The organism is Chitinophaga sp. G7 BAM 1005, assembly GCF_057126945.1.
In genome coordinates this window covers 2,911,065-2,926,565 of the sequence record NZ_CP181478.1, presented here as the reverse complement: position 1 = coordinate 2,926,565, position 15,501 = coordinate 2,911,065, and the positions used below count along the sequence as shown (strand labels likewise).

At 47.3% G+C, this 15,501-nt stretch carries 13 protein-coding genes; 6 read left to right on the top strand and 7 right to left on the bottom strand.

What is annotated here, in order from left to right:
* Positions 1–161 precede the first annotated feature (161 nt).
* The 3 genes from accD to ACMXI2_RS11530 all read left to right on the top strand — a co-directional run bounded on the left by accD (position 162) and on the right by ACMXI2_RS11530 (position 2,747).
* Positions 162–1,010: an acetyl-CoA carboxylase, carboxyltransferase subunit beta gene (gene accD / locus ACMXI2_RS11540; protein ID WP_483781737.1), complete on the top strand. Its 849-nt coding sequence runs from the start codon at positions 162–164 to the stop codon at positions 1,008–1,010.
* A 101-nt stretch (positions 1,011–1,111) separates the two neighbouring features.
* Complete coding sequence (gene smpB, locus ACMXI2_RS11535) at positions 1,112–1,549, top strand: SsrA-binding protein SmpB (RefSeq protein ID WP_079467455.1); 438 nt, start codon at positions 1,112–1,114, stop codon at positions 1,547–1,549.
* Positions 1,550–1,595: 46 nt separating this feature from the next.
* Positions 1,596–2,747 carry a tetratricopeptide repeat protein gene (locus ACMXI2_RS11530; RefSeq protein ID WP_483781736.1) on the top strand — a complete coding sequence of 384 codons (1,152 nt, stop codon included), beginning with the start codon at positions 1,596–1,598 and terminating at the stop codon, positions 2,745–2,747.
* 175 nt (positions 2,748–2,922) lie between these two features.
* Here the strand turns inward: ACMXI2_RS11530 and trxA are convergent, their stop codons facing one another.
* The gene (gene trxA / locus ACMXI2_RS11525) at positions 2,923–3,219 is read right to left on the bottom strand and encodes a thioredoxin (protein ID WP_483781735.1); all 297 of its coding nucleotides are present in this window, start codon (positions 3,217–3,219) and stop codon (positions 2,923–2,925) included.
* A gap of 97 nt (positions 3,220–3,316) precedes the next feature.
* Here trxA and ACMXI2_RS11520 point away from each other — a divergent pair, with 97 nt between their 5' ends.
* Positions 3,317–3,880, top strand: a complete 564-nt coding sequence (locus ACMXI2_RS11520; protein WP_483781734.1) for a methyltransferase family protein — start codon at positions 3,317–3,319, stop codon at positions 3,878–3,880.
* Between the two features lie 51 nt (positions 3,881–3,931).
* Here ACMXI2_RS11520 and ACMXI2_RS11515 read toward each other — a convergent pair whose 3' ends face one another.
* The 4 genes from ACMXI2_RS11515 to ACMXI2_RS11500 form a co-directional block, all read right to left on the bottom strand.
* On the bottom strand, positions 3,932–5,422 hold the full coding sequence (locus ACMXI2_RS11515; protein ID WP_483781733.1) for a RagB/SusD family nutrient uptake outer membrane protein: 1,491 nt from the start codon (positions 5,420–5,422) through the stop codon (positions 3,932–3,934).
* Positions 5,423–5,433: 11 nt separating this feature from the next.
* Positions 5,434–8,523 carry a SusC/RagA family TonB-linked outer membrane protein gene (locus ACMXI2_RS11510; RefSeq protein ID WP_483781732.1) on the bottom strand — a complete coding sequence of 1,030 codons (3,090 nt, stop codon included), beginning with the start codon at positions 8,521–8,523 and terminating at the stop codon, positions 5,434–5,436.
* Positions 8,524–9,031: 508 nt separating this feature from the next.
* A complete protein-coding gene (gene rnhA / locus ACMXI2_RS11505) occupies positions 9,032–9,493 on the bottom strand; it encodes a ribonuclease HI (protein ID WP_483781731.1) in 462 nt (153 codons plus the stop codon).
* Positions 9,494–9,562: 69 nt separating this feature from the next.
* Positions 9,563–11,200, bottom strand: coding sequence for an acyl-CoA carboxylase subunit beta (locus ACMXI2_RS11500; protein ID WP_483781730.1), 1,638 nt, complete (start codon positions 11,198–11,200; stop codon positions 9,563–9,565).
* 114 nt (positions 11,201–11,314) lie between these two features.
* On the opposite strand from ACMXI2_RS11500, the gene ACMXI2_RS11495 reads away from it, so the two are divergent.
* Positions 11,315–11,776: a DinB family protein gene (locus ACMXI2_RS11495; RefSeq protein ID WP_483781729.1), complete on the top strand. Its 462-nt coding sequence runs from the start codon at positions 11,315–11,317 to the stop codon at positions 11,774–11,776.
* An 8-nt stretch (positions 11,777–11,784) separates the two neighbouring features.
* Here ACMXI2_RS11495 and ACMXI2_RS11490 read toward each other — a convergent pair whose 3' ends face one another.
* Positions 11,785–12,717, bottom strand: a complete 933-nt coding sequence (locus ACMXI2_RS11490; RefSeq protein ID WP_483781728.1) for a bifunctional helix-turn-helix transcriptional regulator/GNAT family N-acetyltransferase — start codon at positions 12,715–12,717, stop codon at positions 11,785–11,787.
* Positions 12,718–12,911: 194 nt separating this feature from the next.
* Between ACMXI2_RS11490 and ACMXI2_RS11485 the strand changes: the two genes are divergently transcribed.
* Positions 12,912–14,354: a sodium:solute symporter gene (locus ACMXI2_RS11485; RefSeq protein ID WP_483781727.1), complete on the top strand. Its 1,443-nt coding sequence runs from the start codon at positions 12,912–12,914 to the stop codon at positions 14,352–14,354.
* Positions 14,355–14,399: 45 nt separating this feature from the next.
* Here the strand turns inward: ACMXI2_RS11485 and ACMXI2_RS11480 are convergent, their stop codons facing one another.
* A complete protein-coding gene (locus ACMXI2_RS11480; RefSeq protein WP_483781726.1) occupies positions 14,400–15,356 on the bottom strand; it encodes an ion channel in 957 nt (318 codons plus the stop codon).
* Positions 15,357–15,501 lie beyond the last annotated feature (145 nt).

The following is a 15,501-nucleotide window of genomic DNA, read 5'->3' as shown; positions in this document are numbered from 1 at the left end:
AACCGGGATAAAAGCGATCATATATTATATGTATATGTTATTATCTCCGCTACAATGGCTTTTTGCTTTTTGATTTAAACTTTATACTTTTCCCTATATGTTTTTGGCTTTATGCGATAATTCGTATCTTGCACCACTATTTTCTAATCTAATAGTAAAATATGTCAAGCTGGTTTAAGCGAATTAAACAAGGCATCTCTACCACCACCAGTGAAAAGAAAGAAGCACCGGATGGTTTGTGGCACAAGTGTCCTAACTGTAAAAAAACCACCACCGTAAAGGATCTGAAGGAGCATTATTATGTTTGCGATAAGTGTAATTATCACAACCGTATTAACTCTGCAGAGTATTTTGAGATCATATTTGATAACAATCAGTTCGAGGAACTGTTCCCAAATATATACCCGACCGACTTCCTGGGATTTAAAGATCTGAAGCCCTACGCCGACAGGCTGAAGGATGCGCAGAAGAAATCCGGACTGAAAGATGCGATGACCGTTGGAGCCGGCAAGGTGCTGGGTAATGACCTGGTAGTGGCTTGTATGGATTTTAACTTTATCGGAGGCTCTATGGGTTCCGTAGTAGGTGAAAAGATAGCGCGTTCTATCGACTACTGCATCATCCACAAGATGCCGCTGATGATCATCTCCAAATCAGGCGGCGCCCGTATGATGGAAAGCGCCTTCTCCCTGATGCAGATGGCTAAAACATCGGCCAAGCTTACACAGCTGGCGGATGCAAGACTCCCCTACATCTCTTTAATGACCGATCCTACTACCGGTGGTGTAACCGCCTCTTACGCAATGCTGGGCGACCTTAACATTGCTGAACCGGGCGCACTCATTGGCTTTGCAGGCCCCAGGATCATTAAAGAAACCATTAAAAAAGATTTACCTGCTGGTTTCCAGAGCGCCGAGTTCCTGCTGGAACATGGTTTCCTGGATTTCATCATGGATAGAAAAGAACTTAAAACGAGGTTGGCAAGTTTGCTGACCATCTTTAAAAATTAAGAAGACAGTTTTTAGCCTTCAATTGTTAGCAATGGTATGGATCTCTCCGGCCCCTGCTAACAATTGAAGGCTAAAAACTAACAGCTCATATTAAAGCGCAAATGGCAGAATTAAAGAACAGATCGGCATATTTTGAGTACGCAATAGAAGATAAATTTATTGCAGGGATGGTGTTGCTTGGTACAGAGATCAAGTCGATCCGTGCAGGTAAAGTGAGCTTTAATGATTCTTTCTGCTATTTTTCCAAAGGAGAATTGTACGTAAAAAGCCTGCACATTGCAGAATACTCGCACGGTACATCCTCCAATCATGATCCGCTGCGTGAACGTAAGCTGCTGCTTACCAAGCGGGAACTGAGAAAGATGGAAAATAAAATGAAAGAACGCGGCTATACCATTGTACCACTTCGTATGTTCATTACCGATAAAAGCCTCGCAAAAATGGAGATTGGCATTGGTAAAGGTAAAAAGCTCCACGATAAACGCGACTCTATCAAAGCAAGGGAGGCAGACAGGGAGCTTAGAAGGCAATTCAAATAAATACAGCGCCGGCAGGCGAAGCATATCCTTATAAAACAGTTCCCCATTGAAAAAGCTAGCATTCAGGCAGTTACTGAGCATTACAGCCATCCTTCTCTACACCTGTATTCTTTCCTGTAAATCAGGTGAAAAATTATACAACAAAGGCCGATACGACGACGCAGTTACCGCTTTTGTGAAAAAGCTGCAACGTAAACCGCAGGATGCCACCGCCACGCGGATGCTGCCGGACGCCTATAAACAGGCGCAACTGGTGCGGGAAGACCGCGTTAACGAATACCTCCGGGGCAATAACCAACTTAAGTGGGAAAATATACGGAATGAGTACCGGGCCCTGCAAACCCTCTACAACGCCATTCACAGCTCCCCTGCTGCCCTTAAACTGGTACAGCCGAAGGATTACCGCGATGCCATCACCGGCGCCCAGGAAAACGCCGCAGAAATGCGGTACGACCGGGGCATGGCTTTACTGGACAAAGGCGATAAAGCCAGTGCGCGCCAGGCATACGACGAATTTGGCGCGGCACTGAAGCTGATTCCCAATTACCGGGATACCAAACAACGGCGGGATGAGGCATACCAGATGGGAGTGATCAATGTGGTAGTCAGTGAAATTGAAGTGCGCTCCCCCTATTACCAGTTCAGCGCCGATCAGTTCCGCGATTACCTGGTGCGCAACCTGCAACAGCGCAATATCAACCAGTTTGTACAATTTTACGATGAACGGGTAGTACGCAATGAAAACCTCCGGCCCGATGAATATATTGAACTCCGCTTTTTTGACTTCGTAGTGGGTCAAACATATATAGACCGTATCCAGCGCGATGTTTCAAAAGAAATTGTGGTTAGTACCACGAAAGACTCTACCGGTAAAGACATTAACATCTACAAAACGGTGAAAGCTACGCTCTTTATCACTAAAAAAACAGTGGTATCAAAAGGATTGCTGGACTACCGCATCACCAATACCGGCAACGGACAGTTATTGCGAACCGACCGTATTCCCGGCAGCTACACCTGGCTCAACCAGTTTGGTACCTTTAAAGGAGACGAAAGGGCGCTCAGTGACGAGGACAAGCAACTGATGGGAGGACGGGATATGCCGCCACCACCACCTACTGACTTATTTATGGAATTTACCCGGCCCATTTACGACCAGCTGGCGAGAGATCTGCAAAGTTTTTATAATAGGATTTAGCGGACTCCGACGGGGACATTGTGCATAGATAGTGCATAGATAGTGCATGAGGAGTCCATGAGGAGTCCATGAGGAGTCCATGAGGAGTGCATGGGAACAGTATAGATAGTGCATAGATGACCCATGACATACGCAGGTCCGGGGCGCCTGAGAAGTAACCCGAATGTAACAGGGACTATATTTTTTGCTTTAACAGCGGTATCAGCTGATGCGCAGGCACCACCCCACTCTGCCGCCAAATCAGTTTTCCTTCCCGGAAAAGCAATAACGTAGGTACGCTGGCGATCTGCCATTGAGCGGCCAGCTGCGGGTTTCTATCTATATCAATCTTGATAATCCTGATTTGTTCTCCCATTTTATCCTTTACTTCTTTCAGGATAGGCGGCACCATCTGGCAGGGACCGCACCAGGTAGCAAAACAATCAATAAGTACAGGTGTGGGCGAAGCGAGTATTGCCTGCAGATTCTCCATAACACAAAGTTTTAATAGCACTCACAAATTACGACTTTTTGAAAATCAGAAAATATAATATATATTACAAATATAATTCCGTCTTATTTGTTGGTATATGAACGTGCTATCCACCATTATTTATTTTGCCTGGTTCCTGTCTGAAATACTGCTGCACCGCATCCTCCGCGGCAAGGACGCAGACGACAAGAAAAAACAGGACCAGGGCAGCCTCGCTTTTATCTGGATCGTAATTATTGTGTTCATCAATATTTCTGTATTGGTATCTGCCAAAACATCTTACCCGATTCTTCCGGGGCCTGGTATGAACCGTATAGGCCTTAGCGTTATACTGCTGGGGATGGTGCTTCGCTTTGTGGCCATTGCGCAGCTGGGACGATTATTTACCGTGAATGTAACTATCCGGAAAGACCATCACATCAAAAAGGATGGACTGTACAGCATATTGCGGCATCCCTCCTATGCCGGTTCCCTGTTATCTTTCCTGGGATTCGGGTTATCACAGAATAACTGGCTGGGATTAGCCATTGTGTTCATCCCGGTTTTTGTGGCATTTGTTTACCGGATGAAGATAGAAGAAAAAGTACTGTGTGCGAAGTTTGGAGAAGAATACACCGATTATATGAAGCATACCAGCCGGATCATTCCGTGGATATATTAGGCAATTAGTTATAAAAAAGCCTCCGGGAAATTCCGGAGGCTTTTGTCATCATCAGTTATTAATGTTCGGATTATTCTGCAATTCTGTAATCGGGATAGCAAAGAGATAGTATTTGCTGTACGGTACAAACGGGGTACCATCCGGTTGTTTCAGCGTCAGATGCCCCTGTGCCGGTACTTTCACAAAGGTACCATCGCCTCTCGGCACACTGATGATACTATCCTGCCCGTTATAAGAGAGGAAAGGCTTCCGTACTACGGCGCCGCCTGTACGAATAATATCAGACAATGAAAATCCTTCTCCCCACAACTCTTTTCTTCTTTCAACCAGGATGGTATCTACCAGGCTGCCACCGCCTTTATAAAGGGTGGCATTCCGTGCCGCACGCAATACGTTGAGGGCTTCCGCGCCTTTGGTAGTGTTGCCGCTTTGTGCATAAGCTTCTGCTTCTATCAGGTACATTTCTGCGGAGCGCATCAGCACCAGGTCGCCCACCAGCGCACCGGCATCACGGAAACGGAATTTCTTGTAGCGCAGATAGCCTTCCTGGTCAGGTAAGGTATCCCAGTCGAATAAGCGGAACCGTACATCTGCGCTGTCGAAGAAGTTCTTAAAGTAAGGATCTGCCATAAAGCTCTGGTAGTAAGAGGCAGGGCTGGAAACATCGAGGAAATGGAAGTTGTAGCTGGCGTTGCTCTGGTTGGGCGTTTGTGCATGTCCCCAGATCCATTCACCATTGTTGATATCGCTGAAGCCTTTGTTGTAATCATCGCCTGACATCAGGGGGTAGCCATTGCGGGCAGCGACTGCTGCGGTGATAGCGCTTGGCCACTGACGGTTGTAAAGGTATGCACGGGCCAGTAAGCCATTGGCTACGTTGAGATCAATTTTCCATTTCTGGGTGGCGCTGCGTTGATAATTCTGCAGCAGCGGCAATGCTTTCTGCAGGTCGTCGATTACCTGTTTGTACACTTCTGCCACCGTTGATTTTGCCTTTCCTGCAGTGGTGGGGCCGGATGGCTCTGTGTAGATGGGAATGGCTTTCTCTGTACCGGTTCTGTTAAACTGGTAAAAGGATGCCAGCGTGAGATAACAATTGGCCCGCAGCGCGTATGCCTGGCCTTTGAGACGTTGTTTCTTATCGGCATCGCCGGTGGCATTATCTACTTTTGCGATCACATTATTACAGTTGTCGATCACCTTGTACAGAATGGTCCAGAAAGCGTTTACGCGGTTCTTGGTATTGTCTGTCATTTCAGTGTATCCATACGAATCACGTAGTCCATACGATTGCGTTACCGCGATATCGCTGCCCATCGCGTCGCTGGTGAGATGGATAGATTTATAACCCGGCACTGCATACGTGAAAAACTCTTCAAACATATATGCCCAGGTACCGTTGATCACGGTTTCCACGTTGTCGGCAGTATTAAACACCTGGTCGTCCGGTACGGCATTGGTTGGTTTGGTATCCAGGAAATCCTTGTTGCAGGCGCCCAATACCAAAGCAGCGATTATTATTAAGAATATATTCTTTTTCATGGTCGTAATTTTTAGAAGCTCAGATTAATACCTGCAGAAATGGATTTAATGGCCGGGTAACGAAAGTAAGTAGTACCTCCTACCGACTGCTCCGGATCCAGCCCCTGGTGGTTATAGATCGTGAACAGGTTTTCTCCCTGCACATATACCAGTACATTATTAAGATGTGCTTTATCCATTAATGATTTGGGAAGGTTGTAGCTGATGTTCAGGGTTTTCAGGCGGGCATAGCTGGCATCATACAGGAACCGGTCGGATACGGATGTCCAGTTGGTTTGTACGGTAGTCAGTTTAGGCACGTCCGTTATCTTGTTGTCCGGCGTCCAGCGGTTCAGCATTTCCGTGCTGAAAGGGCGGCCTGCGGAGGTACCTGTACCCAGCAGGAACAGGTAATCCTGGTCCAGTACTTTACCGCCAAGACTGTACACCATCAGGAACGACAATGAAAATCCCTTGTAGGTGAATGTATTGGTAAAGCCGCCGTATACATCCGGCAGGGAGGAGCCGTTATAATACTGCGTAGCAGCGGAATAGTTGCCGGTAGTACCTTGGGTGCCATCTGCATTATCGATGTACCACATAGGCAAACCTGTTTCCTGGTTTACGCCTGCCCATTTTCTCAGGTAAAAATCATAGATAGATTTACCTACCATGAGTTTTTTGGTACCGCTGATAATTTCTTGCTGCGGTAACTCGGTGATCTTATTCTTATAGTGTGTGGCGTTGAGATCAATCGTCCAGCTGAACTCTTTTGTTTTCACGGGCACTGCGTGTATGGAAGCTTCCACACCGGTATTTTTCAGTGCGCCGATGTTCTCATCCACAGCAGAATAACCTATTGAAGGCGCCATAGGCCGGGAATACAGCAGATCCTGTGATTTGCGCTGGAAGTATTCTACGGTGCCGCCTAAACGATTTCCAAACATACTGAAGTCAACACCAATATTTAAGTTCAGATTGGTTTCCCATTGCAGGTTGGGGTTGTACACCTGGCGGCGGTAGGTACCCCCTTCTCCGAGGTTACTGTTTACGTTCAGCAACGGGTAGTAGTTATAGAAGGCATCGTCCCCGAGGTTATCGTTCCCCTGTCCGCCGTAGCTGGCGCGGAGTGTGAGCAGGTTAAGCCAGGAATTGTTTTTTAGAAAATCTTCTTCTGTCAATTTCCAGGAACCGCCAACAGACCAGAAGGTACCCCAGCGGTGATTGGGTGCGAAACGGGAAGATCCGTCGCGGCGAAGGGAAGCAGATAAAAAGTATTTTCCTGCGTAGTCATATTCAGCCCTGCCCAGGAAACTGGAGAGCGTGTAAGTATCGGTATATCCCTGCAAATCCTTGATGAGAGAGGCATCCGACAGTTCTTCCAGTCCCGGCAGGGAGAAGCCGGATTTCTGACCATCTAAAAAAGTGGTGGTATACTTATAGGCTTCCTGGCCTGCCAGCAGGTTCAGGTGGTGCTTTTCATTAAATGTTTCTTCGTAGGTGAAGATGTTGTTGAATGTCCAGCTGAACACGCGGGTATTCAACCGCTCTATTGTTCCGCCTACTTCTGCATCAAAGCCCAGGTTGGGGTTGGTGTAGTCGTATTGTTGTTTGGCGGTATAATCGGCGTTATAACTTGATTTGAATTTAAGTCCGCGCCAGATAGTGGCTTCGCCATATAAACGGGCCGATAAATCATCGCGGGTGAGGCGGTGTTTATCTATCGCGGAGGTAGCCACCAGGTTGGTGTTGGTGTTAGCAGCGCTTGGGCGGTAGCTGCCGTAGTCAAAGATCTTATTACCGTTGGCATCCAGGATATAGGCGCCGGTGGACCGGTCGCGCTCATAAATAGGATAGAAATTTGACATCAGGCGGCCATAGTTCACATAGTTATCAGAGCGGCTGTCTTCTGAAGGAGGCGCATCCTGTTCGGAGTGCGTACCATTCAGGTTCAGTCCTACCTTTAACCATTTCTTGGCATCAATATCAATGTTGCTGCGGAGGTTATAGCGTTTGAAACCGGAAGCGAGATAAATACCCTGGTCGTTCAGGTATCCTCCGGAAACATAGTATCTTGATTTTTCGGTGGCGCCGCTGAGTGCCACATCTGCTTCGGTACGTTTCCCGGTTCTTTGCATAGCATCGTCCCAGTTATCGTCCCACAGGGCTTTAGCGCCTGCTACCAGTTTCCCGTCGGGGCCAACCGGCTGCGGGAAAGCGGTGCCATAGGGGTTAATCCCTACCCTTCTTACGAGGTTGCTGCTGGCCTGGGCGGCGGCGGTGGCGGGTGATAAGCCGCTGGTAAGACCGCCATTACGGATAGCTTCCCAGTACATTTCAAAATACTGATCGGTGCTTACCCGGTCGTAATTATCCACTGCTCTTTTTGAAAAACCCTGACTAACGCGAACGTCTATATTACTTCCCTGCTTCTTTCCTTTTTTGGTAGTGATGATGATCACGCCATTGGCGCCACGGGAGCCATACAACGCGCTGGAAGCAGCGTCTTTCAGAACGCTGATGGATTCAATATCGTAAGGATTGAGCGCATTGAGGCTACCTCCGTAAGGCACTCCGTCTACCACGTATAACGGATCGGCGGATGCGTTGATAGAACCAATGCCGCGGATGCGGATGGTAGCATCAGAACCCGGCTGACCACTGGCAGACGTGCTTTGCACACCCGCTGCGAGACCCTGTAATGCTTTGGTAACGCTGGATACCTGCCTGTTTACCAGTTCATCGCTTTTGATCTGCGAAACAGAACCGGTATAGGAACTCTTTTTAGCAGTACCATAGGCTACTACTACAATTTCATCAATATCTTTCCCTGAAGAACGGAGTGAAACATTGATGGGAGATGCGCTGATAGGCACTTCCTGTTGATCCATGCCGATGAAGCGGATTACGAGCGTGGTGGCGGCAGGATCAGTTACCTGGAGCCTGAAGTTACCTTCAGGATCACTCACCACGCCATTGGTGGTTCCCTTAATTACCACCGAGGCGCCTGGTAAGGGCGAATTATCTTTCGCGGAATAAACACGACCGGTCACCGTACGTGTTTGTGCAAATACTGCCACGGGTCCAATGAGCAGTAGAAAGAGAAGTAGTCGTTGTAACATAGTAAAATGTTGAGAGTTTTGCATTGATCTGGTTTTTCCTGGCAATACCCGTCCCTGTCTGTTATTGAACAGGCATTGCAGCATTGTATCCCATTGTTTTTTAACGCCGGTACAGACGGAGTTCCGGAAACAGTTATTGATCGGTTGTAACCTGCTGTGGTTAAGCAGACAAATACCTATTGCTGATTTTTAATGATGGCAACAACAATAGTTGGGTTGGGTAATATTCTCCATAAGCAAATCTTTAAATTCGTTCCGTTCTATTATCCTATAATTCCTATAGACTAATGGGTCGCAAAGCTATATGCTTTCATTATTAAAAACAAAAGAATTGTTAAAAATGTTGAAGAAAAAATTTTTCACCAAAATAGATTTTCAGTACTGACGTAGGTTTCATTGGTAAAAAATGTGATGAGCGGAGTACATCAACCGCCTTTACGCATCCGCAGCGCGATGATAACGCCTGAAGTGGTGAGTGTAATATTGGCTACAGGGCCAGTGTTATTCTTTAGGCCAGTCCTTTTTCAAAACCTTCATCAATCAGCCAGTTGCCACTGTCGGCGGCCTCCGTTGCCAGCTCATCACAACGGTTGTTGAAAGGGTTGCTGGCGTGGCCTTTCACCCAATGCATTTTTACCTGGTGTTTTTTATACAACGGAATAAAACGCATCCAGAGGTCTTTATTTTTTTTGTCTTTAAAATTAATTTTCACCCAGCTCCACAACCATCCTTTCTCAATACTATCCACTACATATTTACTGTCTGTAAAAACGGTTACTGTTAAGCCATCCTTTTTCAGTGCTTCCAGTGCAACAATAACGGCCAGCAGTTCCATCCGGTTGTTGGTGGTTTTACGGTATCCCTGTGATAATTCTTTCCTGACATTTCCCCATATGAGTACTACGCCATACCCACCCGGACCGGGATTACCGCGGGATGCACCATCTGTATATACTACCAGTTCAGCCATGTTCAATTTTAAAGAAGCGCGAAGATAAGGAAAAGTGCGGAGGGGATCGAACACTTTCCCCTCCGTTCTTTACACCTGGAATACGCCTACATTAAAAGGCTGTTCCACCGGTGCGTTGTTGGCTGCTTTAATACCTTCTGCAATTCTTATCCGGGTATCGGCGGGATCAATGATATCGTCTACCCACAACCTGGAAGCGGCGTAGTAGGGAGTCGTCTGCGCATAATACTTATCGGTAATTTCTTTCAGCAGGCGGGCTTCTTCTTCGGGTGTGATCACTTGTCCTTTTGCTTTGAGAGATGCCACCTGGATCTGCAATAATGTTTTGGCTGCCTGCTCTCCTCCCATCACCGCAATTTTAGCGGATGGCCAGGCATATATAAAGCGTGGATCATAGGCTTTACCACACATGGCGTAGTTGCCGGCGCCATAGGAATTACCAATAACGATGGTGATTTTTGGCACCACTGAATTAGCAACGGCATTCACCAGTTTTGCGCCATCTTTGATAATACCGGCGTGTTCGCTTCTGCTGCCTACCATGAATCCTGTTACGTCCTGGAGGAATACGAGGGGAATTTTTTTCTGGTTACAGTTCATGATGAAGCGGGCTGCTTTATCGGCGCTGTCGTTGTAAATAACGCCGCCCATTTGCATTTCGCCTTTTTTGCTTTTTACAATTTTACGTTGGTTGGCAACAATACCAACAGCCCAGCCATCGATGCGTGCATAGCCGCAGATAATACTTTTGCCGTAGTCCTGTTTGTATTGGTCGAGCGTATTGGCATCTACAATGCGGTCTATTATGTCCAGCATATCATAGGGCCGGGAGCTGTCGGCCGGCAGCACGCTGTCCAGTTCACCGGCAGGCTTTGCAGGGGGCTGTGGTTCAATCCGGTCGAAGCCTGCATTGCCGGTGTGACCGAGTTTGCTTACAATACGCTTAATCTGATCGAGACATTCCTCATCGGATTTAAATTTATAATCGGCGATGCCGGAGATCTCTGTATGGGTAACGGCGCCTCCTAACGTTTCCGCATCTACGTCTTCCCCGATGGCGGCCTTAACGAGGTAAGGTCCGGCGAGGAAGATGGAGCCGTTGCCTTCCACCATGAGCACTTCATCGCTCATGATAGGGAGATAAGCGCCACCGGCCACGCAGCTGCCCATTACTGCAGCGATTTGCGTGATGCCCATTGCGCTCATGCGGGCGTTGTTGCGGAAGATGCGGCCAAAGTGTTCTTTGTCGGGGAATATTTCATCCTGCATGGGAAGGAATACGCCTGCACTGTCTACCAGGTAGATGACCGGCAGCCTGTTTTCCATAGCGATTTCCTGGAGGCGCAGGTTCTTTTTACCGGTCATGGGAAACCAGGCCCCGGCCTTTACGGTCATGTCGTTGGCCACAATCATACATTGGCGGCCGCTTACATACCCGATTCCTCCCACGGTGCCTGCTGCGGGGCATCCGCCATACTCTTCGTACATGTCGTAGGCGGCAAAGGCGCCGATTTCGGTAAAGGGGGTGTCTTTATCGATGAGGTATTGAATGCGTTCCCTGGCGGTGAGCTTACCTCTTTGTCTCACTTTCTCCAGGCTTTTCTTTCCTCCGCCCTGTTCTATTACGCCCAGGCGTTGTTTCATGGTGCTGATTGCCATCCGCATAGCATCTTCATTTTTGTTGGTTTCCAGTTGCTGCTGATCCATAACGATGGTTTTTATATTCTTTAAAAATAAGGGAAAGAATTCAGTAAATTACGAATAACGGGAAGGCTACCGGTGTTTGGCGCCGGATATCTTTTAAAATAAAAATCCTATTGTATGTCTTTATTACTGGAGCATTTAGCTGTATCAATTGAAAATCTTTACCATGGCGCGCCCTGGATTGATGTTACCTTCCAGGAACATCTTTCGCGTATTGATGCGCAACAGGCGGTAAAATCTTTCGGGGAATCCAATAATACCTGGGAGATTATTAACCATGTGATCTTCTGGCACCAGCGGGTGCAGCGGTACATGCACAATGAAGCGCCGGAGCAGGACGGGGATCTGCCTGATTTTTATATGCCGGAGAACCACGGGGAAGAAAACTGGGAGGCTGCCAAACACCGGCTGGCACATTCCTTTGAACAAATAGCCGCTACCATCCGCAAATTCCCGGAGAAAGAGCTGTTTGACACCTTTCCGGGAACGGAACATAAGGCCATTTATTACCTGCAGGGACTGGCCGAGCATGATGCGTACCACCTGGGGCAGGTAGTACTGCTGCATAAATATGCATAACAGGAGGCTTAAAATAAATCCATGTCGTAACGCTGTTCATAAAGCTGCTGCCCCCACAGTTGCAGGTATTTTTCGCCCGTTTTGCGGAAGCCGGCATTCTTGTACAGGGCAATGGCGGTTTCCTGCATACTGGTAGTCATCAGGTATACTTTCTGGTAGTGTTTTTCTTTACAAAAGGCAAGTGCTTCCTGTAATAGTTTCTTTCCAAGTCCTTTACCCCGGAAGTCGGGATGGATCAGGAACCAGCGTAACTGCGCCAGGTGGCGGGAAGATCCCAGGATGGCTACGGACCCCACAATCTGGTCGTTTACGGTAGCGAGAAACATCCTGTCTTTGGCCGGATTATAGGTAGGGAGAAATTCGTAGAACGTCTTACAAACATATGCCTCAAACTCCAGGTTATATCCCGACTCCTTCGCGTACAGCTGCCCGTGCAGGTAGATGAGGTATCCCACATCCCCCGGCAGGAGGTTATAACGGATATGGATATCCGAAGTTTGCCCGCCCGGCTGCGCAGATAATACCTGTTCAATGGTTTTCATGGCGCCGGCTACCTGGTATCGTTGCTTTTCGGAGAGATGACCGGTGATCTGTTGGATTTCCCGGTTGGATTTATCTTCCAGGCCGGACAACATTTTTTTACCGGCTGCGCTGAGATGAAGAAAAAACGTACGTCCGTCGGCGGTAGACTGCTGCCTGTTCAGCCAGCCGTTCTTCTCAAATTTTTTCAGCAGGCGGCTGAGATACCCTCCGTCAATTTTCAGAATGGCTATTAATTGCCCTGCGGTGCATTTTCCAAGCTGCCCTATTTCAAATAAAACCCTTACTTCAGACAGCGACAGGTTGCTGTCCAGGATGTGCTGGTTCAATAGCCCGATCATGCCGGTATAGAAACGGTTGAAGCGACGGATATCACCTACAACCGGAGATTCGACAGTCATACTTACTTGTTTTCCAGACAAAAGTAAATAAATACTTGACAAAAGCAAATTTATTATTTGCCTTTGTCAAGTATTTAAATGAAGGGATTGGGGCGCGGAATTTCCCTGCCCGTGAAGTCCGGAAGATATTATATTTGCGTTTCTGCTCTTTTGCGCCTTTAGCGGGAAAGTAGTATCTTGATTAAATTTGATTTATGTCTCCAGGATTATTATTCTCATTCGTCATTGCCTACTTCATCATCCTGCTGGTGGTAGCCTGGTATACGGGCCGCAATTCCAACAACGACTCCTTTTTCATTGGTAACCGCAACAGTAACTGGATGCTGGTGGCCTTTGGAATGATAGGCACCTCACTGAGCGGGGTTACTTTTGTAAGTGTACCCGGCGCCGTTGGACGCGACGCCTTTTCCTACATGCAGATCACCCTGGGGTATTTTATCGGGTACATTACCATTGCCTATGTACTGATACCGCTTTATTACCGGCTGCAATTAACATCTATCTATAATTACCTCGACAGCCGCTTTGGAAGAAGTTCCTATAAAACCGGCGCCTCCTTCTTTATCCTCTCCCGCACACTGGGCGCTACCGCAAGACTATACCTGGTGGTGAGGATTTTGCAGGATGCCATCCTCTCCAGTTTTGGCGTGCCTTTCTGGCTAACCACCATTATCATCTTATTTATGATATTGCTGTACACGTATGAGGGCGGCGTAAAAACAATTGTATATACCGATACCCTGCAAACTACCTGTATGCTGGCCGGACTGGTAATTTGTGTAGGCTATATCCTGCATACCATGAACCTTAGTTTGGGAGAAAGTTTTACAGCCATGAGTGAAAGGGGGCTGACAAAGATCTTTAATACCGATCCAAACGACAAGCTCTTTTTCGTAAAACAGATTGTGGCGGGCGCCTTCATCACCATCACCATGACCGGCCTTGACCAGGAGATGATGCAGAAAAACATCTCCGTAAAAACGTTAAAAGACTCCAAGAAAAACATGGTGTCGCTGGCTTTTATTATGGTGATCGTTATTGGCCTGTTCCTTTTCCTGGGTGGTTTGCTTCATCTATATGGCGCGCAGCAACAGGTAGCTGCTACCGGCGATAAATTATTCCCGGAACTGGCATTGCACCACATGCCGCCGGTGATTTCCGTGATCTTTATCATTGCGCTTATCTCTGCCTTGTTTCCCAGTGCGGACGGCGCTATGACAGCCCTCACCTCTTCGCTCTGCATCGACATCCTGGATATGCAAAAACGTACCGACTGGACCGAAGTGGAAAAGAAAAAGTACCGTCAGCGTATTCACCTGATGATGGCATTTATCTTTCTCCTTTTTGTGATGGTATTTGAATGGGTGAATAACCAGAGCATGATAGGCGTGATCCTGAAAGTAGCTACTTATACGTATGGCCCGCTGCTGGGACTTTTTGCTTTTGGCATTTTAACCAAACGCAAGGTGCATGATGCGCTGGTGCCGGTGATTTGTGTGGCTGCGCCACTGCTTTGCCTGGTGGTGGATGTATACCAGACGCACATTTTTGGTAAATTCCAGATAGGGCTTGAACTGCTGATTATCAACGGGCTGTTTACTTTCCTGGGATTATTGCTGATTTCCCGTAAAAACTGATGATATGATCCGGATGCAGTGATGATCACTGCATCCGGGTATAAACTATTTCGATTCTTTTGTTTTATTCAGGTGGTGCAGCTCCAGCACGGTTGTTTTCCCGTTATCGCTTTCCCGGTACATCGGTACAAATTTCCTGTTATAAATAATTTCCTGGTAGGTGTAAGAGGTACGTTGCAACACAGTATTGGAGTACACATCATTAAAGCCTCTTACCGTTACATAGATTTCCGCATCGGCCACTTCCATGTCCTGCGCCGTGAACCCGAGAAAAGGGCTGTTTTCATCGATGGGATGTACCACTGTCCAGTTCATAGACAGGGTTTCAATTTTGCTTCGTTCCAGCGCGAGGTTGTAAAACTTATATACCGCCTCCCCGTTTTCCTGCACCTGGAAACCTGTTGTTACCAGTACTTCCACGTTAGTGAGGGTATGATTTTCTTTGTAAGAAGCAAAGCGGAACATCAGGGCTGTTTTATCCTTGTAAGGAGCAATCAGTGCATGATCGCTGAACAACAGGTGTGCCCGTGGTTTTGAAAAGCGGCCATAGATAAGACCGGTAGCCACCGCAAAAGAGAGGAAGCCCGTCATAGCTTCGATGGCCGCCACGAAGTTTACGCCGTCGCCCACCGGGTTAACGCGGCCATAACCCACAGTGGTAAAGGTTTCCGTACTAAAAAAGAATACTTCTTTAAATCTTTCCCAACTGGTTTTACCGATGATCCCCTGAAACCCTTCCGTACCTATCCACCAGTAAATGCCCGTATAGAGCAGGTTTATGGAGAAGTAAAAAAGCAGGATCACCAGGGCGAACTGCCAGGCAGGAACACTCAGTAAAGCATGATAGATATTAAAACGTTGCATAAACGAGCGTCCTTCGCGGCGTATATTAAAGCTTCCGTCGCGGTTAATAAACCGGCCGCCATAGCCATTTGCATTGGTACCGAATCCGGTATCGTCGTTTTGCCTTGAAAAAGGGTTTATTCTTTTCAGAAGCGCCATAAATGGATATTTGAGGTGTAAAGCTAAGAAGAAATGCGCAGGAAAATTATGAATCAGGATGATCGTGTTTGGTTGGGGTTAACGGTTGGCGGGTGAGCAGGCGCATGTCATTATGAGAATATTGAAGTCTTTATAAATTATCTCC